Annotated in this window: 23 protein-coding genes; 14 read left to right on the forward strand and 9 right to left on the reverse strand. The window is 64.9% G+C overall.

What is annotated here, in order from left to right:
* Positions 1-33: 33 nt before the first annotated feature.
* Together QX041_RS25130 and QX041_RS25135 are read right to left on the reverse strand one after the other, a co-directional pair.
* A complete protein-coding gene (locus tag QX041_RS25130) occupies positions 34-2,091 on the reverse strand; it encodes a murein L,D-transpeptidase (protein WP_315826750.1) in 2,058 nt (685 codons plus the stop codon).
* Between the two features lie 386 nt (positions 2,092-2,477).
* Positions 2,478-3,971, reverse strand: a complete 1,494-nt coding sequence (locus QX041_RS25135) for a sigma-54 dependent transcriptional regulator (RefSeq protein ID WP_316166881.1) — start codon at positions 3,969-3,971, stop codon at positions 2,478-2,480.
* A gap of 120 nt (positions 3,972-4,091) precedes the next feature.
* Here QX041_RS25135 and QX041_RS25140 point away from each other — a divergent pair, with 120 nt between their 5' ends.
* From QX041_RS25140 to QX041_RS25185, 10 genes are all read left to right on the forward strand, one after another.
* On the forward strand, positions 4,092-6,074 hold the full coding sequence (locus QX041_RS25140) for a M3 family oligoendopeptidase (protein WP_315717566.1): 1,983 nt from the start codon (positions 4,092-4,094) through the stop codon (positions 6,072-6,074).
* A 206-nt stretch (positions 6,075-6,280) separates the two neighbouring features.
* A complete protein-coding gene (locus tag QX041_RS25145; RefSeq protein WP_315717565.1) occupies positions 6,281-6,433 on the forward strand; it encodes an aa3-type cytochrome c oxidase subunit IV in 153 nt (50 codons plus the stop codon).
* Positions 6,434-6,573: 140 nt separating this feature from the next.
* On the forward strand, positions 6,574-7,701 hold the full coding sequence (locus QX041_RS25150; protein ID WP_315717564.1) for a Re/Si-specific NAD(P)(+) transhydrogenase subunit alpha: 1,128 nt from the start codon (positions 6,574-6,576) through the stop codon (positions 7,699-7,701).
* An 11-nt stretch (positions 7,702-7,712) separates the two neighbouring features.
* Complete coding sequence (locus tag QX041_RS25155; protein ID WP_315717563.1) at positions 7,713-8,030, forward strand: proton-translocating transhydrogenase family protein; 318 nt, start codon at positions 7,713-7,715, stop codon at positions 8,028-8,030.
* A 45-nt stretch (positions 8,031-8,075) separates the two neighbouring features.
* Positions 8,076-9,473 carry an NAD(P)(+) transhydrogenase (Re/Si-specific) subunit beta gene (locus QX041_RS25160; protein WP_315717562.1) on the forward strand — a complete coding sequence of 466 codons (1,398 nt, stop codon included), beginning with the start codon at positions 8,076-8,078 and terminating at the stop codon, positions 9,471-9,473.
* A gap of 18 nt (positions 9,474-9,491) precedes the next feature.
* The gene (locus QX041_RS25165; protein ID WP_315753918.1) at positions 9,492-10,292 is read left to right on the forward strand and encodes an alpha/beta hydrolase; all 801 of its coding nucleotides are present in this window, start codon (positions 9,492-9,494) and stop codon (positions 10,290-10,292) included.
* Positions 10,293-10,395: 103 nt separating this feature from the next.
* Positions 10,396-11,733: a sodium:proton antiporter gene (locus QX041_RS25170; RefSeq protein ID WP_316166936.1), complete on the forward strand. Its 1,338-nt coding sequence runs from the start codon at positions 10,396-10,398 to the stop codon at positions 11,731-11,733.
* Positions 11,734-11,848: 115 nt separating this feature from the next.
* Positions 11,849-12,946, forward strand: coding sequence for an ionic transporter y4hA (locus QX041_RS25175; protein WP_315810575.1), 1,098 nt, complete (start codon positions 11,849-11,851; stop codon positions 12,944-12,946).
* Positions 12,947-12,961: 15 nt separating this feature from the next.
* Positions 12,962-13,246: a cupin domain-containing protein gene (locus QX041_RS25180; RefSeq protein WP_315717559.1), complete on the forward strand. Its 285-nt coding sequence runs from the start codon at positions 12,962-12,964 to the stop codon at positions 13,244-13,246.
* Between the two features lie 223 nt (positions 13,247-13,469).
* Positions 13,470-14,378: a hypothetical protein gene (locus tag QX041_RS25185; protein WP_316166883.1), complete on the forward strand. Its 909-nt coding sequence runs from the start codon at positions 13,470-13,472 to the stop codon at positions 14,376-14,378.
* A gap of 223 nt (positions 14,379-14,601) precedes the next feature.
* On the opposite strand, the gene rpsU is transcribed toward QX041_RS25185, so the two are convergent.
* The 3 genes from rpsU to purE form a co-directional block, all read right to left on the reverse strand.
* Positions 14,602-14,904 carry a 30S ribosomal protein S21 gene (gene rpsU / locus QX041_RS25190; protein WP_315717557.1) on the reverse strand — a complete coding sequence of 101 codons (303 nt, stop codon included), beginning with the start codon at positions 14,902-14,904 and terminating at the stop codon, positions 14,602-14,604.
* 166 nt (positions 14,905-15,070) lie between these two features.
* Positions 15,071-16,180: a 5-(carboxyamino)imidazole ribonucleotide synthase gene (locus QX041_RS25195; protein WP_315753912.1), complete on the reverse strand. Its 1,110-nt coding sequence runs from the start codon at positions 16,178-16,180 to the stop codon at positions 15,071-15,073.
* Positions 16,177-16,665, reverse strand: a complete 489-nt coding sequence (purE, locus tag QX041_RS25200; RefSeq protein WP_315826706.1) for a 5-(carboxyamino)imidazole ribonucleotide mutase — start codon at positions 16,663-16,665, stop codon at positions 16,177-16,179. Before purE ends, QX041_RS25195 begins: the two co-directional genes overlap by 4 nt.
* 87 nt (positions 16,666-16,752) lie before the next feature.
* On the opposite strand from purE, the gene QX041_RS25205 reads away from it, so the two are divergent.
* Positions 16,753-17,514, forward strand: coding sequence for a GGDEF domain-containing protein (locus QX041_RS25205; protein WP_315753908.1), 762 nt, complete (start codon positions 16,753-16,755; stop codon positions 17,512-17,514).
* A 44-nt stretch (positions 17,515-17,558) separates the two neighbouring features.
* Here the strand turns inward: QX041_RS25205 and QX041_RS25210 are convergent, their stop codons facing one another.
* The 3 genes from QX041_RS25210 to QX041_RS25220 form a co-directional block, all read right to left on the reverse strand.
* Complete coding sequence (locus tag QX041_RS25210; RefSeq protein ID WP_315717553.1) at positions 17,559-17,810, reverse strand: hypothetical protein; 252 nt, start codon at positions 17,808-17,810, stop codon at positions 17,559-17,561.
* Between the two features lie 79 nt (positions 17,811-17,889).
* The gene (locus tag QX041_RS25215) at positions 17,890-18,102 is read right to left on the reverse strand and encodes a hypothetical protein (RefSeq protein WP_315717552.1); all 213 of its coding nucleotides are present in this window, start codon (positions 18,100-18,102) and stop codon (positions 17,890-17,892) included.
* A 147-nt stretch (positions 18,103-18,249) separates the two neighbouring features.
* Complete coding sequence (locus tag QX041_RS25220) at positions 18,250-18,456, reverse strand: YdcH family protein (RefSeq protein WP_009028242.1); 207 nt, start codon at positions 18,454-18,456, stop codon at positions 18,250-18,252.
* 290 nt (positions 18,457-18,746) lie between these two features.
* On the opposite strand from QX041_RS25220, the gene QX041_RS25225 reads away from it, so the two are divergent.
* The gene (locus QX041_RS25225; RefSeq protein WP_315717551.1) at positions 18,747-18,932 is read left to right on the forward strand and encodes a YdcH family protein; all 186 of its coding nucleotides are present in this window, start codon (positions 18,747-18,749) and stop codon (positions 18,930-18,932) included.
* A gap of 183 nt (positions 18,933-19,115) precedes the next feature.
* On the opposite strand, the gene QX041_RS25230 is transcribed toward QX041_RS25225, so the two are convergent.
* Positions 19,116-20,219: an NAD(P)/FAD-dependent oxidoreductase gene (locus QX041_RS25230; protein ID WP_315826707.1), complete on the reverse strand. Its 1,104-nt coding sequence runs from the start codon at positions 20,217-20,219 to the stop codon at positions 19,116-19,118.
* A 211-nt stretch (positions 20,220-20,430) separates the two neighbouring features.
* On the opposite strand from QX041_RS25230, the gene QX041_RS25235 reads away from it, so the two are divergent.
* The gene (locus tag QX041_RS25235; protein WP_315826708.1) at positions 20,431-23,136 is read left to right on the forward strand and encodes an EAL domain-containing protein; all 2,706 of its coding nucleotides are present in this window, start codon (positions 20,431-20,433) and stop codon (positions 23,134-23,136) included.
* A gap of 130 nt (positions 23,137-23,266) precedes the next feature.
* Positions 23,267-24,829 carry a glycerol-3-phosphate dehydrogenase gene (locus tag QX041_RS25240; protein ID WP_315826709.1) on the forward strand — a complete coding sequence of 521 codons (1,563 nt, stop codon included), beginning with the start codon at positions 23,267-23,269 and terminating at the stop codon, positions 24,827-24,829.
* The last annotated feature ends 2 nt before the right edge of the window (positions 24,830-24,831 follow it).

The raw sequence follows: 24,831 nt of genomic DNA on the forward strand, positions 1-24,831 counted from the left end.
AAACGGAAATTGTGACCGTGATTGGCGGCCTGATCAGCGGGTGAAGACCCGCCGGGCAGGACGGCCGACCGGCGCCGGCGGCGTCGGCGGGCCACCGCCACCGAACAGACGCTCGAAGAAGTTCGGGCCGGAGGAGAAGCTGTTGTCGCTGAGGCTGACCGAGTTCGGCAGCGCCCCCTTCGGACGCGCGTAGCTGGGTTGGGCGTGGGCGACGACGTTCTCGAGATCCTTGCCGCGGTTGTTCTTCAGGATCGCGATCATGGTGGCGTCGCGGCCATAGATGTCCTTGCGGAATTGCAGCTTGCCGGCATCGTCGACGAAGGCGGTCTGGTAGGTGATGTTGACCGGGATCGGCGTCGGGAATTTCAGGTCGATCTCGCTCCGGCCGTACATGCTGCGGATGCGCTCTGGCGTGTAGCGCTCGTTCGGCATGGTGATGTTGAGCAGCACCGACGCGTACTGATCCGGATACTGCACGCGCATGCAGCCGTGGCTGAAGGCGCGCTCGTCACGGGCGAACAGGTTCTTGTCCGGCGTGTCGTGCTGATAGACCAGGAACTTGTTCGGGAAGTTGAAGCGGATGCGGCCGAGCGCGTTGGCCTCGCCCGGCGGCTGCGAGATGTGGATCGAGCCGTCGCGCGCGCGCTCCAGCCGCAGGCCCATGCGGTCCAGCACGGTCGGGTCCTGCTGCAGCGCCGGCAGATACTCGTTGTAGATGATCGACGGCGGCACGTTCCAGGTCGGATTGACCGTGATGAACTTCATCGTCTCGCTGAGCAGCGGCGTCGCATGCTGCCCGGGCTTGCCGGTCACCACGCGGGTGGTCCACACCTGCGCGCCGTGTTGCATCACCTTCAGCGTGTAGTCGGGAATGTTGAGGATCACATAGGCGTCGCCGATCGCAGGCGCGCCGAGGTCGCGCGGCAACCAGCGCCAGCGCTCCATGTTGACGAGGACCGTATCGATCTGCTTGTCACGCTTGGGCGTGTTCAGCGCCTTCACGGTGCGGTCGTCGAGCACCCCGGTCGGCTTGAGGTCGACACTCTCCTGGAACTTGCGGACGGCGGCGGCGACCTTGGCGTCGTAGCGGATGTCGTCGGCATTCTCGGTGAGACCGAGCTTGGCGCGCAGCTTGGGCACGCGCGGGTCGGACATCTGCGCCTCGGCTTCCTGCGCATTCTTGCCGCGGGCCGGGGTGTATTTCAGCGGCTGGCCTTCGTCGATGATGACGGGCGCGCCGTCGGTGACGCCGCGCAGCTCGGCAAGCTTGGCCTTCAAGAGCTTGTAGAGCCGGTGCGGCGGGTTGTAGCTCTCCAGCGCCGCGGAGGCGTCCTTGGCGCCGGTGACGTTGGCCAGCACCTCGTTCGGGTCGATCGGGTGCTCGGGATACTGGATGTCCGCCGAGACCTGCGACCAGTGCATGCGGCCGCTCTGCGCCTGGCGGGCGTAGTCCATCATGCTCTCGGTGAGCCTGAGATCGGCCTCCGCCAGTGCGTCCGGTGCGGAGGCTGCGGCCGCGAAGTCCGGCACCGGATAGTCGCCGGGATTGAGGCCATCGGCCGCTGCATCCTTGAGACGGGCGATGACGCCCTTCGCGGCGGCCGTCAGGTTGCCGCCCTGGGTCCAGATCGGCGCGTAGTCGCGGCCGGTGTAGAATTTCTCGACGGCGGCGCGTTCGGCCTTGCGGTCGAAATACCTTGTCGCCTTGGTCGCCATCAGGTCGCGCAGACGGTCGGCAACCGGCTGATCGGCGGCGGGAACGGTGCTGGCGGCCTTGACCGGCTCTGGGACTGTCGCGGTCGCAGGGGCTGCTGCAGGCGGCGTGGCGATGGTCTTGGCGGGATCGGCCGCAGGCGCCGCGGCAGAGTCGAGCGGCTTGGTCGTCGTCTCCGGCGCCTTGGCCGGGTCGGGCGACACGGTGGCGGTGGTGTCGAGTTTGAAGTCGCTGGCGGTCGGTGGCGGCACGTTGGCCGGCTCGGGGAACGGGATCGCAGCATCGATGGCGAGCTCGGCCGCGCTGCTGCGGGGCGGATCGCTCTGGGCGAAAGCAGAGGTCGAGGACACCGCGAGGAAGGTCGCCGCGACAGCCATGAGCACGCGGTCATATCCGCCACGGGTGGTCACACAATCTCGCATCGTCAATCCCTCGGATGATCTGTCCCGGCTGGAACAGGTGTAACAAGGTCGATCTGCCAGCTTCGGCGTCGGTACCGCCGGTGAGGATGGTTCACGTCTGCACGCAATGATTCACGCCCAAACGATACTCAAGCCCCACTTCTGCGGCCAGCGCCACACGGGACAACTCACGACAAACTGACTCTTGGGAAACCCCGGCCAAACCGATCGTGCGTTTGTGCCACGCGTTATTTCCTTTGTCTGTCACCGCAAGGCAACGGTTCAGATGTTCCAGTGTTGCCAAGACTTGCGGCCTTTTTCGGACGACAGCCGAGCGCGACCATGGTGAGGATCCGAGCGGCTCAGCCGAGCGGCGGGCTTTCCGTCGCGGGCGTCTCGCCATTGGCTTCGTCGAGCTTGCGGTAGAGCGTCGAGCGTCCGATTTTGAGGCGGCGCGCCACCTCAGACATCTGGCCGCGGTAATGGGCGATGGCGAAACGGATGATCTCATGCTCCATCTCCTCGAGCGGCCGCACCTCGCCGCTTGCGGTGAGCAGCGGCAGGAACCCATGCGAGGGCAGGGGGGCAATGGGGACTTCACTCCCCGGCACCATCGCAGGCAGGGGAGGAACGGGCCGCTCCACGGTGAGGGCCGGCGCAGGCTCCACCGGCGGCGCGTGGGTGGGAATCAGCGGAAAATCGGCAACGCTGAGCTGGTCGCTCTCGCCCATGACGACGGCGCGGTAGACCGCGTTTTCCAGCTGGCGGATATTGCCGGGCCAGTCGAGCTTGGTCAGATAGGCGACGGCCTCGCCGGTGATGCCCGAAATGGCGCGGTTCTCCTCAGCCGCAAACCGCGCGAGGAAATGCCGCAACAGATGCGGGATGTCCTCGCGGCGGGTGCGCAGCGGCGGAACGGTGAGCGGCAGCACATGCAGCCGGTAGAAGAGATCCTCGCGGAAGTGGCCTTCCTTGACGCGGTCTAGCAGCCTGCGATTGGTCGCCGAGATGATGCGCACGTCGACCTTGACCGGCTTGCGGCCGCCGACGGCTTCCACGGCGCCCTCCTGCAGGGCGCGCAGCAGCTTGACCTGGGCGGTGAGCGGCAGCTCCGAGACCTCGTCGAGGAACAGCGTGCCGCCATGGGCTTCGACGAACTTGCCCATGTGACGCTCGGTCGCGCCGGTGAATGCGCCCTTCTCGTGGCCGAACAGGATCGATTCCACCAGATTGTCCGGGATCGCGCCGCAATTGACGGCGACGAACGGCTTCGTCTTGCGCTCGCTGGTGCCGTGGATCGCGCGGGCGAACAGCTCCTTGCCGACGCCCGATTCGCCTTCGATCAGCACGGGAATCGACGAAGCCGCGGCCTTCTCCGCGATGCGCAGGATCGGCGCCATCGCCTCGGCGCGGGTGATGATGTCGGCGAAGGTCAGGCGCCCCTCGCGGCTGTGCCGGATGCGCTGCAATTCGCCCTTCAGGGCCGAGGTATTGAGCGCATTGCGCAGGGAGACCTGGAGCCGCTCGATGCCGACCGGCTTGACGACGAAATCCTGCGCGCCGGCGCGCATCGCGGAGACCACGTTGTCGATGCCGCCATGCGCGGTCTGCACGATCACGGGTATCGAGATCCCCGTCTCGCGCATCTTGGAGAGCACGCCCATGCCGTCGAGGCCGGGCATCACGAGGTCGAGCACGATGGCGTCGATGGGGCCGGCATCAGGATTCGTCAGCTTCTCGATGACGGCGTCGCCGGTCTCGACGACGACCGCCTCGTAGCCGCATTTCTGCACCATGTTCTCCACCAGCCGGCGCTGGACCGGATCATCATCGGCAATCAAAATGCTGGCAGCCATGGCTTTCCTTGCACGCTACGACTATCTGTCTCGAATCGGGGCACTCTCGCCGACGCCGATTAACGCAACCTTAAACCTCGCTGATCGGGATAAACGTTCGAACAACAGGTTACCCATCCGATGACCTCGCGCGCCTCTTCTGCCCTTCGCAAGCCGACCAAAGCTGCTCCTCCGCCCAAAACCGCGTCAAAGACTGCCAAGGCCAAGCCGGCCAAGAAGTCCGTCGTCAAGACTCCGTCGAAGCAGGCAGCCGCCAAGACCAAGCGTGGCGCGACGGCCAAATCGTCTGCAAAGCCGGCGAAGAAGGTGGTCGCGGCCAAGACGGGGATCGGGACGCTGCCCGAATGGAATCTCGGCGATCTTTATATGGGCATCGACGCGCCGGAGATCGCTCACGATCTCGCGAAGATGGATGCCGAATGCGTCGCGTTTGAGACCGACTACAAGGGCAAGCTTGCCGAGCATGTGGCGCGCGAAGACGGTGGCGAATGGCTCGCAGAAGCCGTGCGGCGCTACGAGGCGATCGACGACCTCGCCGGACGGCTCGGCTCCTTCGCGGGTCTCGCGCATGCCGGCGACAGCGTCGATCCTGCGATCTCGAAATTCTACGGGGACATCTCGGAGCGCCTGACGGCCGCGTCGACGCACCTGCTGTTCTTTCCGCTCGAGCTCAACCGCATCGACGATGCCGTGATCGCGCGCGCGATGGAGACGCCCGCGCTCGGTCACTACCGGCCGTGGATCGAGGATCTGCGCAAGGACAAGCCGTATCAGCTCGAGGATCGCGTGGAGCAGCTGTTCCACGAGAAGTCGCAGACCGGCTATTCGGCTTGGAACCGGCTGTTCGACCAGACCATCGCCGGTCTACGGTTTCAAGTCGGTGGCAAGGAACTCGCGATCGAGCCGACGCTGAATTTCCTGCAGGACCGTGACGGCGCCAAGCGGAAGGCCGCCGCCGAGGCGCTGGCCAAGACCTTCAAGGCCAATGAGCGAACGTTCGCGCTGATCACCAATACGCTCGCCAAGGACAAGGACATCTCCGACCGCTGGCGCGGCTTCCAGGACGTTGCGGATTCGCGCCATCTCAACAATCGCGTCGAGCGCGAGGTGGTCGATGCGCTGGTGGCCTCGGTGCGCGCGGCCTATCCGAAGCTGTCGCATCGCTACTATCAGCTCAAGGCGCGCTGGTTCAAAAAGAAGAAGCTCGCGCATTGGGACCGCAACGCGCCGCTGCCCTTCGCCGCCAATGCCACCATCGCCTGGCCCGAGGCCAAGAACATGGTGCTGACGGCGTATCGCGGCTTCTCGCCCGAGATGGCCGACATCGCCCAGCGCTTCTTCGACCAGAGCTGGATCGATGCGCCGGTGCGGCCGGGCAAGGCGCCGGGCGCGTTCTCGCATCCGACCACGCCCTCGGCGCATCCCTATGTGCTGATGAACTACCAGGGCAAGCCGCGCGACGTCATGACGCTCGCGCATGAGCTCGGTCATGGCGTGCATCAGGTGCTGGCAGCGAAGAACGGTGCGCTGATGGCGCCGACGCCGCTGACGCTGGCCGAGACCGCGAGCGTGTTCGGCGAGATGCTGACCTTCAGGCGCCTGCTGTCCGAGACCAAGGACGCGAGGCAGCGCCAGGCGCTGCTCGCCGGCAAGGTCGAGGACATGATCAACACGGTGGTGCGGCAGATCGCGTTCTATTCGTTCGAGCGTGCTGTCCACACCGAGCGCAAGAACGGCGAGCTGACCGCGGAGCGGCTGGGACAGATCTGGCTGTCGGTGCAGACCGAGAGCCTCGGCGAGGCGATCGAGATCAAGCCGGGCTACGAGAACTTCTGGATGTACATCCCGCACTTCATCCATTCGCCGTTCTACGTCTACGCCTATGCCTTCGGGGACTGCCTCGTGAACTCGCTCTACGCCGTCTACGAGCATGCCGCCGAGGGGTTCGCCGAGCGCTATCTGGCGATGCTCGCGGCCGGCGGCACCAAGCACTATTCGGAGCTGCTCGCCCCGTTCGGGCTGGACGCCAAGGACCCCAGGTTCTGGGACGGTGGTCTCTCGGTCATCGCCGGGATGATCGACGAGCTGGAGCGGATGGGGTAGGGGCGTATAACATGTGTTGAACGGGTCGAAGAGGCGCGCCGGCGAGGTCAGCGAGGCCAGCCTGACGCGCTGGATCCGTGATAATTGGCCTTGCCAATAGGGCGATCGGAAAAGGTGATAAAACTGCCTTGCATGCCAGCCGTTGCCCTTGCATCGGCTTTGGGGTATGCGACCTTAACAAAGCATATTTTCTCTGGGGGACCCCGATGGCAAACCATGGCGAGATCGCCTACTCGACGGCTGACGGCAACGACTATCTGGCGCATGAGGCCACCTACGAGGGCTTCATCAGGCTGGTGAAGTACGGCACGATCGGCGTCGCTCTCATCGTCATCTTGATGGCTATTTTCCTCGCTTAATGTCGCGATCGGCCCGCCGGCATCCCCGCTGGCGGGCCTTCAGCTGACTGCCGAAGCCGATTGCTGACCAGGCGTCACGCTGTAGCCCATGGACGTCCCGCCCTCTTAAAGCTCGCGCGCGCATTCGCGCCGGAGGCCTCATGAAGATTGCCGTCGCCAAGGAAATCGACCCGTTGGAGCCGCGGGTCGCCGCCTCTCCCGACACGGTGAAGAAGTTCAAGGCGTTGGGTGCCGAGATCGCGGTCGAGCCCGGCGCCGGCATCAAATCCGGCCTGCCGGATTCGGAGTTCACGGCGGCGGGCGCAACCGTGAGCGCCGATGCGCTCAAGGACGCCGACATCATCATCAAGGTGAAGCGGCCGGAAGCCTCCGAGCTTGCCAACTACCGGCGTGGCGCCTTGGTGTTCGCGATCATGGATCCCTACGGCAACGATACCGCGCTCAAGGCGATGGCCGATGCCGGCATTGCCTCATTCGCGATGGAACTGATGCCGCGCATCACCCGCGCCCAGGTGATGGACGTGCTGTCGAGCCAGGCGAACCTCGCCGGCTACCGCGCCGTGATCGAGGGCGCCGAGGCGTTCGGTCGCGCCTTCCCGATGATGATGACTGCGGCCGGCACCGTGCCGGCGACCAAGGTCTTCGTGATGGGCGTCGGCGTCGCCGGCCTGCAGGCAATCGCAACCGCGCGCCGGCTCGGCGCCATGGTCTCCGCCACCGACGTGCGCCCCGCCACCAAGGAGCAGGTGGAGAGCCTCGGCGCCAAATTCCTGGCGGTCGAGGACGAGGAGTTCAAGAACGCGCAGACGGCCGGTGGCTACGCCAAGGAGATGTCCAAGGAGTACCAGGCCAAGCAGGCGGCGCTGACGGCGGAACACATCAAGAAGCAGGACGTCATCATCACAACCGCGCTGATCCCCGGCCGTCCGGCGCCGCGCCTCGTCACCATGGAGATGGTGAAGTCGATGCGCCCGGGCTCGGTCCTGGTCGACCTCGCGGTCGAGCGTGGCGGCAATGTCGAGGGTGTCAAGCTCGGCGAGACTGTCGAGATCGACGGCGTCAAGATCATCGGCTACCCCAATCTCGCCGGCCGGGTCGCAGCGTCCGCCTCCGGCCTGTACGCCCGCAACCTGTTCTCCTTCATCGAGACGATGATCGACAAGAAGGAAAAGACACTGGCGGTCAACTGGGACGATGAGCTGGTCAAGGCCACGGCTTTGACAAAGGATGGCGCCATCGTCCACCCGAACTTCCAGCCGAAGGCCTAAGGAGCAGAGCCATGGAACATGTCGTCCAAGCCGTCGACCCCTTCGTCTTCCGGCTGTCGATCTTCGTGCTGGCGGTGTTCGTCGGCTACTTCGTGGTGTGGTCGGTGACGCCGGCCCTGCACACGCCGCTGATGTCGGTGACCAATGCGATCTCCTCGGTGATCGTGGTCGGCGCGCTGCTGGCGGTCGGCGTTCCCATGCTCTCGAGCGGCAGCGGTCTGGCGCGAGCGTTCGGCTTCGTCGCGCTGATCTTCGCCTGCGTGAACATCTTCGGCGGCTTCCTCGTCACCCAGCGCATGCTGGCGATGTACAAGAAGAAGTCCAGGTAACAACGCCGCACGACGCGGGATGACAGGCACAACGGGGCATCTGCAATGAACGCCAATCTGTCGGCACTCCTTTATCTCGTGGCAGGTGTGCTGTTCATCCTGTCTCTTCGCGGGCTGTCGAGCCCGGCCTCGAGCCGGCAAGGCAACTTCTTCGGCATGGCCGGCATGGCGATTGCGGTCGCCACCACCCTGGCCGGGCATCCACCGGCGGATGCGATCGCCTGGGTGCTCGTCATCCTCGGCGTTGCGATCGGCGGCGGTATCGGTGCGGTGATTGCGCGCCGGGTGCCGATGACGTCGATGCCCGAGCTCGTGGCGGCGTTCCATTCGCTGGTCGGCATGGCCGCGGTGCTGGTCGCCGCCGGCGCGTTCTTCGCGCCGGAAGCCTTCGACATCGGCACGCCCGGCAACATCCATCCGCAGAGCCTGGTCGAAATGTCGCTCGGCGTCGCCATCGGCGCGCTGACCTTCACCGGCTCGGTCATCGCCTTCCTCAAGCTGTCCGCGCGGATGAGCGGTGCACCGATCATCCTGCCGGCGCGTCACATCATCAACATTGCGCTCGCGGTCGCGCTCGTCTTCTTCGTGGTCCGCCTGGTGATGACCGGTGGCGGCTTCGACTTCCTGATGGTGACGCTGCTGGCGCTGGCGCTCGGCGTGCTCATGATCATCCCGATCGGCGGCGCCGACATGCCGGTCGTGATCTCGATGCTGAACTCCTATTCGGGCTGGGCCGCGGCCGGCATCGGCTTCACGCTCGGCAATTCGGCGCTGATCATCACCGGCGCGCTGGTCGGCTCGTCCGGTGCGATCCTGTCCTACATCATGTGCCATGCGATGAACCGGTCCTTCATCTCGGTCATCCTCGGCGGCTTCGGTGGCGAGACCGCAGCGGCCGGCGGGGCGACAGGCGAGCAGAAGCCGGCCAAGCTCGGCTCGGCCGACGACGCCGCCTTCATCATGAAGAACGCCTCCAAGGTGATCATCGTCCCCGGCTACGGCATGGCGGTCGCCCAGGCGCAGCACGCGCTGCGCGAGATGGCCGACACGCTGAAGAAGGAAGGCGTCGAGGTGAAATACGCGATTCATCCGGTCGCGGGCCGCATGCCCGGCCACATGAACGTGCTGCTCGCCGAAGCCAACGTTCCCTACGACGAGGTGTTCGAGCTCGAGGACATCAACTCGGAATTCGCCCAGGCCGACGTCGCCTTCGTGATCGGCGCCAACGACGTCACCAATCCGGCGGCCGAGGAGGACAAGTCCTCGCCGATCTACGGCATGCCCGTGCTGCAAGTCTGGAAGGCCGGCACCGTGATGTTCATCAAGCGCTCGCTCGCCTCGGGCTATGCCGGCATCGACAATCCGCTGTTCTACCGCGACAACACGATGATGCTGCTCGGCGACGCCAAGAAGATGACCGAGAACATCGTCAAGGGCATGTAGCCCACGGCGTCGGGAGCCATGACGTTTCTGAAATGGCTCCTGATCGTCCTGGCGGCGGTCTACGGCATCGTGCTTGCGGCCCTGTTCGTCCGCCAGCGTGCGATGCTGTTTCCCATTCCGCCGGTCGGCCGCACGGCACCGGCTGCAGCCGGGTTTCCTCAGGCTGAGGAGCATGTGCTGACCTCGGCCGATGGCGAGCGGGTCATCGTCTGGCATGTGCCGGCGAAGCCGGGCCGCAAGGTCGTTCTGTACTTCCCGGGCAATGGCGATTTTCTTGCCGGCGTGGCGTCGCGCTTCAAGGCGCTCACGGCCGACGGTACCGGTCTCGTTGCGCTTTCCTATCGCGGCTATGCGGGGTCCAGCGGCAGTCCCAGTGAGCCCGGGCTGCTGCAAGATGCCGCAGTCGCCTATGCGTTCACGACAGAGCGCTACGAGGCGGGACGGATCGTCGCCTGGGGCTTTTCCCTCGGCAGCGGTGTCGCCACCGCCATCGCGACGGAGCACCCGATCTCCAAGTTGATCCTCGAAGCCCCTTATACGTCGACCGTGGACGTCGCCTCCGCGATGCTCAGGGTCGTCCCGGTCAGCCTGCTGATGCGCGACAGCTTCCATTCCGACCAGCGCATCGCCAATGTGCATGTGCCGCTGCTGATCATGCATGGCGAACGGGATCCGGCGATTTCGATCCGCTTCGGGGAACGATTGTTCGCACTTGCGCATGACCCCAAGCGCTTCGTACGGTTTCCCGGCGGCGGACATAACGACCTGGATCTTTTCGGTGCGACTGAGACGGCAAAGAGCTTCATCGACAATCCGTAACGTCCGTGGATCGCGGTGGCTGGCCCTGCGCGGGACCATCCTGCTCCTTGTCTTTGGGAGCCTGCCGGTGCAGGCGCATGCGGCCGGGCTGAACGGCTCCGCGATGACCTGGCCGTTCGCGCTGCCGTTCGCGGGACTGCTGTTGTCGATTGCGCTCGGGCCGCTGCTGTTTGCCAGGTTCTGGCATCATCACTACGGAAAGATCGCCGCGGCATGGGCCTTGGTGACGTTGGCGGCGTTGACCTGGAATGCAGGGCTCGGCACGGCGCTCGACGCCTTCGTCCACGCGCTGCTCGCCGAGTATCTCAGCTTCATCGTGCTGCTGTTCGCCCTCTATACGGTGGCCGGCGGCATCCTGGTGACCGGCGACATCAGAGGTACACCTGCGACAAATACGGCCATCCTGGCACTCGGCACGATCATCGCGAGCGTCGTCGGCACGACGGGCGCCGCGATGATCCTGGTGCGCCCCCTGATCCGCGCCAATCTGAGCCGGCCGCATAATGTGCATGTGCTGATCTTCTTCATCATTCTGGCCGCCAATGTCGGTGGTGCACTGAGCCCGCTCGGCGATCCACCGCTGTTCGTCGGTTTTCTGCGTGGTGTCGACTTCTTCTGGACGACGCAACATCTCTGGCTGCAGACCGCGATCGTCGCCGGATTGCTGCTCATCGTCTTTGCCGCTACCGACTGGTGGCGCTTCCGCGCGGAGAAGCTTGCGTTGCAAGCGTCCGTAACAAGGGAGCCGGTGCGCATTCGCGGCCTCATCAATGTCGTTTTGATCGCCGCGATCGTTGCCAATACGCTGCTATCGGCGACCTGGAAGCCGGGCATCTCCTTCGACGTCTTCGGCACGCATGTCGAGCTTCAGAACCTCGTGCGCGATGCCGTCCTCGTGGCGATCGCCGGACTGTCGCTGTGGCTGACGCCGGACGAGCACCGCGAGGCGAACGGGTTCAACTGGGAGCCGATTCGAGAGGTCGCCAAACTGTTCGCGGCGATCTTCACCGCGATCGTCCCGGTCATCGCCATGCTGAATGCGGGGCGCAGTGGCTCTTTCGGCTGGCTCTTGGATGCCGTGACGACACCCGCCGGCGCGCCGCGGGAGGTCGCCTATTTCTGGTTCACCGGGCTGATGTCGGCCTTCCTCGACAATGCCCCGACCTATCTCTTGTTCTTCGAATTGGCGGGCGGCGATCCCAAGGTGCTGATGGGCGAACTCTCGGGAACGCTGGCGGCGATTTCGATGGGCGCAGTCTACATGGGCGCGCTGACCTATATCGGAAATGCGCCGAACTTCATGGTCGCAGCGATCGCCACTGAGCGCGGCATCAAGATGCCGAGTTTCTTCGGCTACATGTTGCGGGCAGGTGCAGTCCTCATTCCGCTGTTCGTGCTGCTGACCGTGCTTCCGATCCATCCGCTGCTCAGCCCGCATTGACCTGATCGACGGCACTTTCAGAGACCGTCCAGGTTGACCCGGTCACGGCCGGACCGCGTGACGATCGCCTCGCGGTCGCGCATAGTCGGACAGAACGGATCGAAGGACGCGAATCATGAGCGTGAAGGGCGCAACGCCCGCATCATCGGTGATCTTTCCCGGCCTGGCGGTCGCGCTCGTCGCGATCGTCACGGCGACGCATTATGACTTCACGCCCTCGGCCGCCGGCGTGGTCTTCGCCGCGGTGCTGCTGGTGATCCTGTTCGGCACGGTGTTCGCGGCCGTGCACCATGCCGAGGTGATCGCGCATGAGATCGGCGAGCCGTTCGGCACGCTGCTCCTGACCCTGGCGGTGACGGTGATCGAGGTGGCGCTGATCGCCACCATCATGCTCGGCGACAAGGCTGCGCCCGCGCTGGCCCGCGACACCGTGTTCGCGGTCGTCATGATCGTGTGCAACGGCCTGGCCGGCATCTGCATCTTCATCGGCGGCCTGCGCTATCGCGAGCAGGACGTGCTGGTCTCCGGTGCCAATCTGTATCTCAGCGTACTGTTCACGATGGCAACCATCACACTGGTGCTGCCGAATTATACCTTGACGTCGCCTGGTCCGGTGTATTCTGCCGTGCAGATCGCCTTCGTCAGCGTCGTGACGATCCTGCTCTACGCGGTGTTCCTGTATACGCAGACCACCCGCCATCGGGATTATTTCGTCGGCGGCTCGGCTGGGTTCGCCGATGACGATGTCCGGCTGCCGCGTGCGAAGCTGTTGCTCAGTGTCGGGCTGCTGCTGGTTGCACTGCTCGCTGTGGTCCTGCTTGCCAAGAAGTTCTCGCTGGTGGTCGACGCCGGCGTTGCCGCAACGGGGGCGCCGCAGGCGGTCGCAGGCGTGCTGGTGGCGCTGTTGATCCTGCTGCCGGAGAGTGTCGCCGCCCTCTCGGCCGCCCGCGCCAACGACCTTCAGAAGAGCATCAATCTCGCGCTTGGCTCCTCGCTCGCCACCATAGGGCTGACCATCCCGGCAGTGGCGGTCGCCGCCCATGTGCTCGACAGGCAGCTCGTCCTCGGGCTGGACCCGCAGGGAACAGTGCTGCTGGTCCTGACCTTCGTCCTGAGCATGCTGACCTTCGGCACCGGACGGACGAACATCCTGTTCGGGCTGGTGCACATGGTGGTGTTCGCGATATTCGTGTTCCTGCTCTTCGTCCCCTGATTCAAGAGATCCCCCATGCTCAGCGCTCAGTCCGACGTCCAGGTCGATACGCCCGAAGTCCGCGTCACGGAGTGGCGGCTATTGCCCGGCAGTGCCACGGGGCGCCACGTTCATGAGATGGATTACGTGATCGTGCCGGTCACCGCGGGCGAGATGACGATCGTGGCGCCGTCCGGCGAGCGCTCGAAGGCGCAGCTCGCGGTCGGCAAATCCTATTTCCGAAAGGCCGGTGTCGAACACGATGTGCTGAACGAGACCGGTTCCGAGATCGTTTTCCTCGAAGTTGAATTGAAGCCGTAACCAATTGTTTACCGGGATGCCGCTGATTGTGGTATCTTGAGCCGGCGATCCGGAAGCTGTGGCAACACCCTCGGATTGCTGGCTCCGGTTTCAAAGGATTTCAGGAAACGACTTTTCGGCGGTCGCGTCTGCGCGGAGTGCAGTCTGCGAGCTTCGGAAGGTGTGGGATGGTCCCTTAATTGTGCCTCAAAGTTCCCGCAAATACCGCGCGGGAGTGGTCAGCATGCTGAAATATCTCACAAAGTTCGCCATGGAGATCATCCCGTCGGTGGTTGCCACCATCATCGGGGCCTACATCGTCAATCACTACATCAACACCAAGCCGGACTCGCCGCCATCGACCGTGGCGTCGGTGGCGTCGGCTGCCTACGCCAAGCTCACCGGCTCAAAGAGCGACGCTCCGAAATCCACGGGCAAGGGGACCGACCCTGCCAAGCTGGAAGCGAAGGCCGATCCCAAGTCTGACGCCAAGCCGGCGGAAACGTCGAACGAGATCTCGAGCATTCCCGCTCCCGGCATCAAGGCCAAGGGCGTGTCCGAGAAGTCGCTGGCCGACAAGGCTGCAGAGAAGGCAGTCGAAGTGAAGCCGGCCGAAACGGCGAGCCTCCCGGCCGATCCGCAGGCCTCGCGCCATCCCGCGTCGCCGCGGGAAAAGCTGATTGCGCGCGGTACTCCGGCCGAGGCCCCAGCGACCCAGCAGGAAGATCGCCGGGATGCCGCTGATCTCGCCCGCGCGGCGATCGAGCGGTTGCGCGCGAGCGAAGGTACCGGCAAGACGGCTGTCGAGAAGCCGTCGAGCGACGCACCCCGGGGCGCTGGCGAGGCGCCGCGCATCGCGACCGTCGCGCCACCGGTGTCGCCGGTCCGTCCGCTGCCGCCTCCCGTGACGGTGTCTGCGCCACCGGTCGAGCAGGGCTTTGCCTTGCCGTCGGCCTCGAGCCCGCCCTACACGGGATCATTGCAGCCGGACGGGCGCCCGACGCCTCCGGCGGAGATCCCTGTCCAGCAGTTGCGTCCGCTCGACCTGCGCGCCGACAAGACTGATCCATCGATCAAGGACCAGATGTCCAACGTGGCGCAGGACATGATGTCCGCAGCCAAATCGGTGTTCCACTCGGTGTTGCCGAAATAGCTGACCGAATCGTTCGCCGACGTGATCGAGGCGGTGGGCCCGGGCGGTCTGCCGCTTTTTCTTTGGAGTGGCGAACTCTGCAGCGATGCGAGGAGTGGCGGCGCAACCCGGATTGACCCCGGTCGCCGGATGGCAGGAGGCATGAAATCAAAGAGAGGCGCCCAAAACAAAAACGCGAGCCAAAGGCCCGCGCTTCAGACGACGTCAGATCAATCTGGCCAGATCAGCGCGGCGCGCTGGGACGGGCACCTGCACCCGGACCACGACCAGCACCACGGTCGCCGCCGGGGCCAGCGCCGAACACCGGCTTCGGCTTCATCGGCAGCAGGCCTTCACGCTGCAACTTCTTGCGGGCCAGCTTGCGCGCACGACGCACGGCTTCGGCCTTCTCGCGGGCTTTCTTCTCGGACGGCTTCTCGTAATGGCCGCGAAGCTTCATCTCGCGGAAAATGCCCTCACGCTGCATCTTCTTCTTGAGCGCCTTGAGGGCTTGATCGACATTGTTATCGCGAACGAGAACCTGCACGCGGCATCCTCTTTCTCAGTCTATCGGTTTGAAATCTGGTGAAGCCAGGGCTGGCAGATGGCCGCGCCCTTGACCTTGAGCGCGCCCGTGTATCAGAGGACATCCTCGCTGTCCACCCGCTGACGGGCTCTTGACCGCAAGTTTAACCCCGCCGGAGCGGTTTATTTCAGCCCTGCCTCGGCGGCAGTGGTGAGACCTGGGTCACATGCCCCATCTTGCGGCCCGGACGAGCGGCGCCCTTGCCGTAGAGATGCACGGTGGCGCCCGGAACCGTGAGCCACTGCTCGTAGCTGTCGATCTCGTCCCCGATCAGGTTCGTCATCGTGACGTGACCGTGGCGCAGCGGCTTGCCGAGTGGCCAACCGGCGATCGCCCGGATGTGCTGTTCGAATTGGGAAATCGAGGCGCCATCGAGGGTCCAGTGGCCGGAATTATGCACCCGCGGGGCAATTTCGTTGACCAGGACGCCTGGAGTGGGACCGTCCGACACCACGAACATCTCCACGGCCAGCACCCCGACGTAGTCGAGGGCGGTGGCGATCCGGCTGGCAATGTCCCTGGCCTCGTCGGCGAGCGCATCAGGGATACGCGCCGGCGCCCGCGACACCTTCAGGATGTGATCGCGATGCTCGTTCTCGGTCACGTCGAAGCACTCGACCTGACCGTCGGCCGCTCGGGCCGCCACGACCGAGATCTCGCGCTCGAACGGAACGAACGCTTCGAGGATGGCCGATTTGGTGCCGAGCTCGGCCCAGATCCGCTCGAGATCGTCACCCTGTTGGATCTTGATCTGACCCTTGCCGTCATAGCCAAATCGCCGCGTCTTCAGCACGGCCGGTAAGCCGATCCGGAACGCAGCTTCGCGCAAGGTGGCGACCGAGGACACATCCGCATAGGGCGCGGTGCCGATGCCCAGCGAGGTGACGAAATCCTTCTCGGTGAGGCGATCCTGGGTGGTCTCGAGCGCCGAACGCCGCGGCAGCACCGGGCGTCTGGCCGCCAGCACCATGGCCGCAGCCGAGGGGACGTTTTCGAACTCGTAGGTGACGACGTCGACATCATTGGCGAACAGCTCGAGCGCCTCGACGTCGGCATATTCGGCGCAGGTTGCGTTCAGCACGACGTCGAAGGCGGGGGAGTCCGGGTCCGGCGAGAACACCTGGCAGCGCAGCCCCAGCCGCGCCGCAGCAAGCGCCAGCATGCGGCCGAGCTGGCCGCCGCCGAGAATACCGATGGTGTCGCCGGGCTTGAGCTTCACCCGATTGGAGTCGGTCACGCCGTGCCCTCCGGACGTTCGGCGATCGCATTGGTCTGCGCCTGGCGCCAAGCCGACAGACGGCCGGCGAGCGCGGAGTCCGAGAGAGCGAGCACGCTGGCCGCCAGCAGCGCTGCGTTAATGGCGCCGGATTTGCCGATGGCGAGCGTTCCGACCGGAATTCCGGCCGGCATCTGGACGATGGAATACAGCGAATCGACTCCCGACAGCGCCTTCGACTCGACGGGAACGCCGAGCACGGGCAGTTCCGTGAGCGAGGCCGTCATGCCCGGCAGATGGGCGGCGCCGCCGGCACCGGCGATCACGACCTTGTAGCCCGCCGCCTTGGCACCCTTGGCGAAAGCATACAGCCGGTCCGGGGTGCGGTGCGCCGAGACGATCCGGGCGTCGTAGCTCACGCCCAGGGCGTCAAGCGTCTCGGCGGTATGGCGCATGGTATCCCAGTCCGACTGGCTTCCCATGATGATGGCGATCGGGGCGGTCATGACCTCAATTCTTCTCGGGAATCCATCAGCATGGGCCGGAGTATAGGATCGGTCCTGACAGCGGCAAGCCATGGCATGGAGGTCCGAATGGACTATCCTGTCTTGGTCAAGCCCGGCAAGCCCAAACGATGGCGCGGCAGGTGTCCGATGAAAAAGAAGCGCATGGCGGCCGCGTGGCGAGCCGGGAAGCGAAGAACCCGGTACCGTCATCGGCCTTCGCGGCGCGCGCGGGCTCCTGAACCCGGTTCCGTACCGGCAGGCGCGCGGCACACGATCCGACGCCTCAAGGCCGAGTTGGCGACAGCACAGGCCCGGATCGCCGAGCTGACGGCCTCCGCTGAGCGCGATTTCCTGCTCGACATCTTTAATCGTCGCGGCTTCGCCCGCGAACTCCATCGTTCCATCGCCTTCATCAAGCGCTACGACGCGACCGGTGCTCTCATCGTGCTCGACGTCGATCGGCTGAAACCGATCAATGATACGTTCGGCCATGCCGCCGGTGATGAGGTCCTGAAGGCGGTTGCGCGTGTCCTCGGCGAGCATGTCCGATCCTCCGACGTGATCGGTCGGCTCGGCGGCGACGAGTTCGGCGTGCTGCTCTGGCACCTCAGCGCGGCGGACGCACATGCCAAGGCGACGGAGCTGGAACAGGCCATCGACAGCCTGACCTTCACCTTCGGCGATCAGACCGTGCGTGCCGGCGCGTCGGCCGGGATTGCCCTTCTCGACAAGCGCGTCAACCCAGTACGTGCGTTGGAGGAAGCCGACCGTGCGATGTATATGCGCAAGGCCCAGCGGAGGTACGAGAGCCCCGCGCACGGCACGGCCCTGTCGGGCGACCAGCGGTGACGCTCGTGGGCCGTCCGCTCCGATGACAGAGCTGTGCACGGCGCTCACAACTCGCCGAGATCGTCGGGCAACTCGCCGAACTTGTGCAGCAGCCGGGCGTCGCAGAATTCCCCCAGCAAGGGATCCCCGCTGCGGCTGAAGGCAATGGCGCCGATGTTGTCCGGCAAGCGCGACATCGCTTCGGCACGACGCAGCGCTGCGGACGAGCTCTGGCATTCCTCGGCCGCGCCTGCGACCAGCATCCCAGTCTCGTCCCGTCTGAACGGCATGGCGACGTAATAGGTGATGTCAGGCATTGCACGCACCTCCCGGCCTTCGTCGAAGCTGCGAGCGAGCGCGGTGGCAATCGTCCGGAGAGCCTCGACGGCCTAGGGCTCAGGCCGCATTGTTCTGCGCATCGTCCGAAATGGTGTTGGGCATGCAGCCGCAGGAGATTGCCGCCCGCAGCTCCTGCAGCTCCAGCTCGAGATACTCGTTCGCCATGATCAGCGCCTTGATCGTGGAGCGCAGATTGCCGTCGCACATCGCGATGGCTTGGTCACAGGCCTGTTCATAGAGGCGATCCTGTGGGGAGAAGGAGGCGGGCATCACAACCATCCTTGTTGTCGTCAGGAGTTACGAGGGACTGGTCCGATTGTTCTCTTTTTGTTCTTGTTGTCAAGGCGCTTCGGCAAATCCTGCACCGCTGTTGCGTATTGCTTGTGTGCATACGGTCAGCCGTGCTGACGCTTCGCCTCAGGCGATGATGTCGGGCGTGATCTGGTCTTCGATGAAGGCGATCCGATCGCGTAGCAGAAGCTTCCGCTTCTTCAGTCGTTGCAGCCGCAACAAATCGGGGGCGGGCGATTGATGCAAAGCGTCGATCGCCGCGTCGAGATCGCGGTGCTCCTGCTGCAGGCGCGCGAGTTCGGCCTGCAGTTCGCGCTCGTCTTGGTCAGCCATGATCTATGATAGCAAAAAAGCGGAAGGAAGTGGAAAGCCTTGCGAAGGCGGGCGCAAATATTGCGCCTGCGAAGCTGATAAGCAAGTCGCACTCCTCGAGATCGGTGCAGCTGTCCCGTGAATTTCGGGTTGGCGCCGGCTTTAGATTCGTCCGGATCTGCTCACGCTTCGTTACACACGGCGCTCAAATTTGCATGTGCGGTCTTTTGGCCCCATCGACAGGTCAAGCGACTTGTGTACACTCATTAGCCCTGGTCGAATCTCAGGTTCACCTACCGAGGAGGTTTCGAATGGCCATTCAGGCGCATCTCGTTGAACTGGAGCGTAAGCATAAAGTTCTTGAAAACGAATTGCATCAAGCTCTCCTGCATCCATCGACGGACGACCTGCGAATTGTCGAACTGAAGCGACGCAAACTGATGGTGAAGGATGAGATCGAGCGCTTGAGACAGGTAACCAGCGAAACACTTCACTGACATGTGACCATCATCCGCCGTACCATCTGATCGTAAGACCGTGCGCCTGGGATGGTGACGAGTCCATCCCAGACGCAACTCCAATCAAATTAGTTGCGATATACGATGACGCGGACGCATCTGCCTGCGTTGTCTGCCGGCGCATCTATCGCGACACGCCGTTCATCGCGATATCTGGGGTCTTCAGCTCGAGGCGAGATCGCAGACGTGAGCCGCAATCGCGAGCGATGACGTCAATCCAGGCGATTCAATTCCGAACAGATTGATGAGTCCGGGCACCCCGTGATCGCGCGGGCCCTGAATGACGAAATCCTGCGACGCCACGGCCGGCGGTACGATCTTCGGCCTGATACCGGAATAGCTCGGCATCAGCGCCCCATCCGGCAGCGACGGCCAGTACTTGCGGATCGCCGGGTAGAAGCGCTCGGCGCGCGCCGGATCGACCGTATAGTCGATCCGGTCGATCCACTCGACGTCGGGGCCGAATCTGGCCTGGCCTGCCATGTCGAGCGTGAGGTGCACGCCGAGGCCGCCTGGTTCCGGCACCGGGTAGATGAGCCGGCTGAACGGTGCCCGGGCGCTGCAGCTGAAATAGTTGCCCTTGGCGAGATAGGCCGTCGGCACCAGCGACGACGGCATGCCGTCGATCAGCCGCGCCAGCTCGGGCGCGTCGAGGCCGGCGGCGTTCACCAGCAGCCGGCAGCTCAGCGTCATCGGTTGCGCGCCGCCCGCATCGACCTCGATCGATCCCCCGGTCGCCTTGGCCCGCAGCAACGGCGTGTGGAAGGCGAAGGCACCGCCGGCGTCCTCGATCTCGCCGCGCAGCGAAAGCATGAAGGCATGGCTGTCGAGGATGCCGGTGGACGGCGACAGCAGCGCAGCCTGGCAGGCCAGGGCCGGCTCCAGCGCCAGCGCTTCGGTTCCGGATAGCAGCCGCATACCTTCGACACCATTGGCTTCGGCGTGCGCGCGGATGCCCTGCAGCTTCTCGGTCTCGGCCGGATTGGTCGCAACGATCAGCTTCCCGCAATTGCGGTAGGGCACGCCATGGTCGTCGCAATAGCGGTAAAGCATGCGCTTGCCGGCCACACAGAAGCGGGCCATCAGGCTCCCGGCCTTGTAGTAGATGCCGGCGTGGATCACTTCGCTGTTGCGAGACGAAGTGACGGTTCCGATACCCTCGGCCGCCTCGAGAACGATGACCTCGCGTCCGGCCCGCGCCAATTGACGTGCGACGGCAAGTCCGACGACGCCGGCGCCAACGACGACGCAATCCACTCTATCCATGCATAGTCCTGAGACGATTGGGAGAAGTCATGTCTCGCTGCAATCCCTGGTGGGTGGAACCCCGGTCCGGAGTGCGAGGGCCCTTAGCAAACCATTCATCATAAGGCGCCATTGACCAAATTTGCTTCGTCTTTTTCGAAGTTTGCAGAACCCGTTTACCCGATCCCAATAGGTGAAGCCAGATACTGTCGCCGAATACCGCGGGTGATTGATGGCTGGCAAGAATTGGCAGGCGAGCGACCGAAACGCGTTTTCTGCGCGTGTCGTTGCGGCCTCGGTGGCCGCCATGGCAGCGTGGGCGGCTGCGCCGACCCGAGCCTGGGCCGCTTCCGCCGATTTCTCGCCCTCCGGTTACCTGGCCACCATCGAGCCGGACGTGCTCTGGAAGGTGTTGATCGCCGGCGTTGTCGTCTGCGCCTTCCTCGCGTCGGTCGTGATCTGGATCCATTCGGCCTTGCGGCGCGCCAAGCGGGCACAACTGCGGCGTAATGTTTTCATCAGCTCCGCGCTCAACAATCTGAGCCAGGGGCTGATGCTGACGGACGCCGCCAACCGCGTCGTCTTCTACAATCATCGCTTTCTCGAGATCTACGGCATGAGCCGGGCCGACATTCCGCCCGGTTGCACCGGCCGGGATCTGGTCGAGTTGCGGCGGCAGCGTGGCCTGCTCAATCTGACGGTCGAGGACTATGCTCGCCAGGCGCGGGCACCGGACGGGTGCCTGACCGAACTGCCCGACGGGCGTGTGGTGCGTGCCCAGATTTTCCGCCTTCCCACCGGAGGATCGATCGGCATCCATGAAGACTGTACGGTGCAGCACCGGCTGGAGCGCGAGCTCGCCTCGACCAAGCAGTTCCTGGAATCGGTGGTCGATCAGGTTCCCGTCTGCGTCGCCGCCAAGAACATCGAGGACGGCCGCTACATCTTCGCCAACCGGGCGTTCGAGCAGTTCGCGCAGGTGCCGCGGGATCAGATCATCGGACGGCGCCCGAGCGACCTGTTCGGCGAGGAGACCGCGGCCGACATCGCGGCGGCCGATCGCGAAGCGATGCTGGCACCTGGCACCACCTATTGCAGCGAACTCGTGGTTCAACGCGGTGACGAGAAGCGCATCCTGGACGCCCACCGGGTCGTTGCACGCAACGACAAGAACGAACCGCAATTCCTCATCGCGCTGTTCGACGATGCCACGGAGCGGCGATCGCTGAGCCGCGAGCTGGAGAACAGCAAGAAGTTCCTGGAACTGGTTGTCGACAACATTCCGGTTTCGCTCATCGTCGAGAGCGTCAGCGACGGCCGTTATCTGCTCGCCAACCGCAGCGCCGAGATCATCCTCAACCGCAAGCGCGAGGACGCCACGGGCCTGACCACCGCCGACATCTTCAATCCGCGCGAGGCCAGACTGATCACGGCGCGCGACGAAGCCGCCATCAAGAAGCGGGGCCTTCTGACCGAGGAACATCCGATCTCGACCAAGGACGGCCTGCGGCTGTTCCTGACCCGGCGGGCAACCGTGCTGGGCGAGACCGGCGAGCCGCAATATCTGATCAAGACCTATGAGGACGTCACCGACCGGCGCCAGACCGAATCGCGGATGGCGCACATGGCCTATCACGACGGCCTGACCGATCTGCCGAACCGCGCCGCGTTCCTGCAGGCCCTGAGCCAGATGATCGAGGCCTGCGCGGATACGGACGAGGAGTTCGCGGTCCTGAACGTCGATCTCAAGGGCCTGAAGGACGTCAACGACGTCTTCGGCCACGCCATCGGCGACAAGCTGTTGATCGAGGTCGCCCGTCGCGTCCATGCCGTTGCCCGGGGCGGGGTGGTCGCGCGGCTCTCCGGCGATGAGTTCGGGCTGATCATCGACGGCAAGCAACCGGAAACGGGCAGGGCGCTGGCCGAGCAATTGGCGGCGGCGATCGCGGTGGACTTCCAGATCGAGGGCAAGTCGATCCGCACCGCGCTGACGACGGGCATCTCGGTGTTCCCGCACAATGGTTCGGATCCGGCGTCGCTGCTCGCCAATGCGGGTGCCGCTCTGTTCCGCGCCAAGGCCAAATCGCGCGGCAGTATCACCTTCTACGAGCCTGAAATGGATCAGCAAATTCGCGACCGCCGCGTTTTGCATCAGGAGCTGTCTGTCGCGATCAAGCATGGCGAACTGTCGCTGTACTTCCAGCCGCAGGCCGTCTCGGGCCGCACGGTCGACGCCAGCGAGATCATCGGCTTCGAGGCGCTGGCGCGCTGGCAGCACCCGGTCCGGGGTTTCGTGCCGCCGAGCGACTTCATTCCGCTCGCGGAAGAGAGCGGCCTCATCGTCGAGATGGGCGAGTGGATCCTGCGCGAGGCCTGCCGCGAGGCGGCGTCGTGGCCGAAGCCGCTGCAGGTCGCGGTCAACCTGTCCCCGGCCCAGTTCGTCCATGGCGACCTCGTTGCGCTGGTCCACTCGATCCTGATCGAGACGGGGCTCGCGCCCGGCAGGCTCGAGCTCGAGATCACCGAGGGTGTGCTGATCGAGGATTTCGATCGCGGTGTCGCGCTGCTGCGCCGGCTGAAGGCACTCGGCGTTCGCGTCTCGATGGACGATTTCGGCAGCGGCTACTCGTCGCTGAGCTACCTGCAGGCATTCCCGTTCGACAAGATCAAGATCGACCGCGCCTTCGTCATGAACATCGGCCGCAATCCGCAATCGGCGGCGATCATTCGTGCGGTCATCGGTCTGGGTCACGGCATGAACATGTCGATCGTGGCGGAAGGCGTCGAGACGCCCGAGCAGCTTGGCTTCCTCGCCGAGCAGGGCTGCGACTCGGTTCAGGGCTATCTGCTCGGCAAGCCCCTGCCGATCAACAAATACGACGGCATTGTCGGTCGCGCTCACGACGACGACGTCGCGTCCGTTCGCAAGACGGGCTGACCAGGCACGCCGGTCAGAGGCTGTTGCGCAACAGCGCGAATTTATCCGCGCGCACGACAGCTCGGCCGCTACGAGAATCATTTCCGCCGGTCTACGATCATTCGCCCTGGCACGCTCGAAGACCTTGCGTATGGCGGACTACGATCTTGCGATCATCGGCGGCGGTCTGAACGGCGTCAGCCTGGCACGCGATGCGGCCGGCCGCGGCTTGCGCGTGATCCTGGTCGAGCAGGGCGATCTTGGCGGCGCCGCCTCGTCGGCCACGTCGCGGCTGGTGCACGGGGACCTCGCGGCGCTGGAGCGCCGCGGCTTTCTGCGCGTGCGCCGCGCGCTCGCCGAGCGCGACGTCTGGCTCACGGTCGCGCCGCATCTGGTGCGGCCGATCCGCTTTGCGATTCCGGCTCACGCCAATGAGCGGCCGCCATGGCAGCTGCGCGCAGGGCTCTGGCTCTACGATCGCCTCGCTACGCGCAACCGGCTGCCGGCCGCGTCGGTGCTCGACGTCACGCATCATCCGATCGGCGATGCCCTGAAGCGTCCGATCGGGACGGCGTTCGACTATTCCGACTGCGTGGTCGACGATTCCCGCCTGGTGGTTCTGACCGCGATGGATGCCGCCGAGCGCGGCGCAGAGATCCGCACCGGCGCCCGCTGCGTGCGAGCCGACCGTGACCATCTATGGCGGCTCGCCATCATCGACCGCGGCCATCGCCGCATCGTCACTTCGCGCGCGCTCGCCAACGCCACCGGCGCGTGGAGCGTCTCGACGGCGGAAACCGTGCTGCGTCAGCCGCCGCCGCGGGTCACCGCGCGGCAGGTCAGCCAGATCATCGTGCCGCGGCTGTTCGATGTCGAAGCGGTCTACGTGTTTCAGAATTCGGATGGAAGGCTGATCTTTGCCCAGCCCTACGAGCAAGATTTCACCCTGATCGGCACGGTGGCCCACGGCTTCAAGGGCGACCCAGCCGTGGTGGCGGTGCCGGCGGCGGACGTGGCCTATCTCTGCAAGGCGGCGAACCGCTATTTCCGCTCGGACGTCCAGCCCGCGGATGTGGTCCGGAGCGTGTCCGGCGCCAACATGATGGTGCTGCGTGCTGCCGACAGCGGGGAATTGGAAACGATCGTGAGCCTTGATGCCGGCCGCGCCAAGGAGCCCGCCAAGGCGCCGCTCCTGACCATGTGCGGCGGCGATGTCACGACAGCCCGGTACCGGGCCGAGCGGGCGGTCTCGCGGCTTGCGCGCTTCTACCCGATGTCGCCGCGCTGGACTGCGAGCGCGCCGCTTCCGGGTGGCGATTTCGCCTGGGATCGGTTCGAGGATCTCGTCGACGACGCACGGGAGCGCTGGCGCTTTCTCGGCGAAGCCGAGGCCCGGCGGCTGGTCGGCGCCTATGGCACCCGGCTGGCGGAGATCCTCGGCGGGGCGAGATACCGGGCCGATCTCGGACAGGCGTTCGGGCCGAAGCTGACGGAGGCGGAGGTCCGCTACCTCATGACGCGCGAATGGGCGCGGTTTCCCGACGACGTTCTATGGCGGCGGACCAAGCTGGGCCTGACGCTTCCCGCTGCCGAACGCGATGCGCTCGCCGCGTTCATGGCGACGGTCGCCTGTGGCCGGGGCTCGCCGCAGGCCGCTGACGCGAGCGGGGATAGTCCGGCCCGTGCGGTTGAGCTGCAATCCATGGGCGGCTAGCT

Source organism: Bradyrhizobium sp. SZCCHNRI2009 (assembly GCF_032485115.1).
Taxonomy (GTDB): Bacteria; Pseudomonadota; Alphaproteobacteria; order Rhizobiales; family Xanthobacteraceae; genus Bradyrhizobium.

Coding starts and splice junctions, on each gene's coding strand:
- QX041_RS25170 (WP_316166936.1), top strand. CDS start 10,396: ATGACCTGGCCGTTCGCGCTGCCGTTCGCGGGACTGCTGTTGTCGATT.
- QX041_RS25205 (WP_315753908.1), top strand. CDS start 16,753: ATGGACTATCCTGTCTTGGTCAAGCCCGGCAAGCCCAAACGATGGCGC.
- QX041_RS25230 (WP_315826707.1), bottom strand. CDS start 20,219: ATGGATAGAGTGGATTGCGTCGTCGTTGGCGCCGGCGTCGTCGGACTT.
- QX041_RS25210 (WP_315717553.1), bottom strand. CDS start 17,810: ATGCCTGACATCACCTATTACGTCGCCATGCCGTTCAGACGGGACGAG.
- QX041_RS25160 (WP_315717562.1), top strand. CDS start 8,076: ATGAACGCCAATCTGTCGGCACTCCTTTATCTCGTGGCAGGTGTGCTG.
- QX041_RS25235 (WP_315826708.1), top strand. CDS start 20,431: ATGGCTGGCAAGAATTGGCAGGCGAGCGACCGAAACGCGTTTTCTGCG.
- QX041_RS25135 (WP_316166881.1), bottom strand. CDS start 3,971: ATGGCTGCCAGCATTTTGATTGCCGATGATGATCCGGTCCAGCGCCGG.
- QX041_RS25165 (WP_315753918.1), top strand. CDS start 9,492: ATGACGTTTCTGAAATGGCTCCTGATCGTCCTGGCGGCGGTCTACGGC.
- QX041_RS25145 (WP_315717565.1), top strand. CDS start 6,281: ATGGCAAACCATGGCGAGATCGCCTACTCGACGGCTGACGGCAACGAC.
- QX041_RS25140 (WP_315717566.1), top strand. CDS start 4,092: ATGACCTCGCGCGCCTCTTCTGCCCTTCGCAAGCCGACCAAAGCTGCT.
- QX041_RS25225 (WP_315717551.1), top strand. CDS start 18,747: ATGGCCATTCAGGCGCATCTCGTTGAACTGGAGCGTAAGCATAAAGTT.
- QX041_RS25175 (WP_315810575.1), top strand. CDS start 11,849: ATGAGCGTGAAGGGCGCAACGCCCGCATCATCGGTGATCTTTCCCGGC.
- QX041_RS25130 (WP_315826750.1), bottom strand. CDS start 2,091: ATGGCTGTCGCGGCGACCTTCCTCGCGGTGTCCTCGACCTCTGCTTTC.
- QX041_RS25180 (WP_315717559.1), top strand. CDS start 12,962: ATGCTCAGCGCTCAGTCCGACGTCCAGGTCGATACGCCCGAAGTCCGC.
- QX041_RS25155 (WP_315717563.1), top strand. CDS start 7,713: ATGGAACATGTCGTCCAAGCCGTCGACCCCTTCGTCTTCCGGCTGTCG.
- QX041_RS25215 (WP_315717552.1), bottom strand. CDS start 18,102: ATGCCCGCCTCCTTCTCCCCACAGGATCGCCTCTATGAACAGGCCTGT.
- QX041_RS25150 (WP_315717564.1), top strand. CDS start 6,574: ATGAAGATTGCCGTCGCCAAGGAAATCGACCCGTTGGAGCCGCGGGTC.
- QX041_RS25240 (WP_315826709.1), top strand. CDS start 23,267: ATGGCGGACTACGATCTTGCGATCATCGGCGGCGGTCTGAACGGCGTC.
- QX041_RS25185 (WP_316166883.1), top strand. CDS start 13,470: ATGCTGAAATATCTCACAAAGTTCGCCATGGAGATCATCCCGTCGGTG.
- purE (WP_315826706.1), bottom strand. CDS start 16,665: ATGACCGCCCCGATCGCCATCATCATGGGAAGCCAGTCGGACTGGGAT.
- QX041_RS25220 (WP_009028242.1), bottom strand. CDS start 18,456: ATGGCTGACCAAGACGAGCGCGAACTGCAGGCCGAACTCGCGCGCCTG.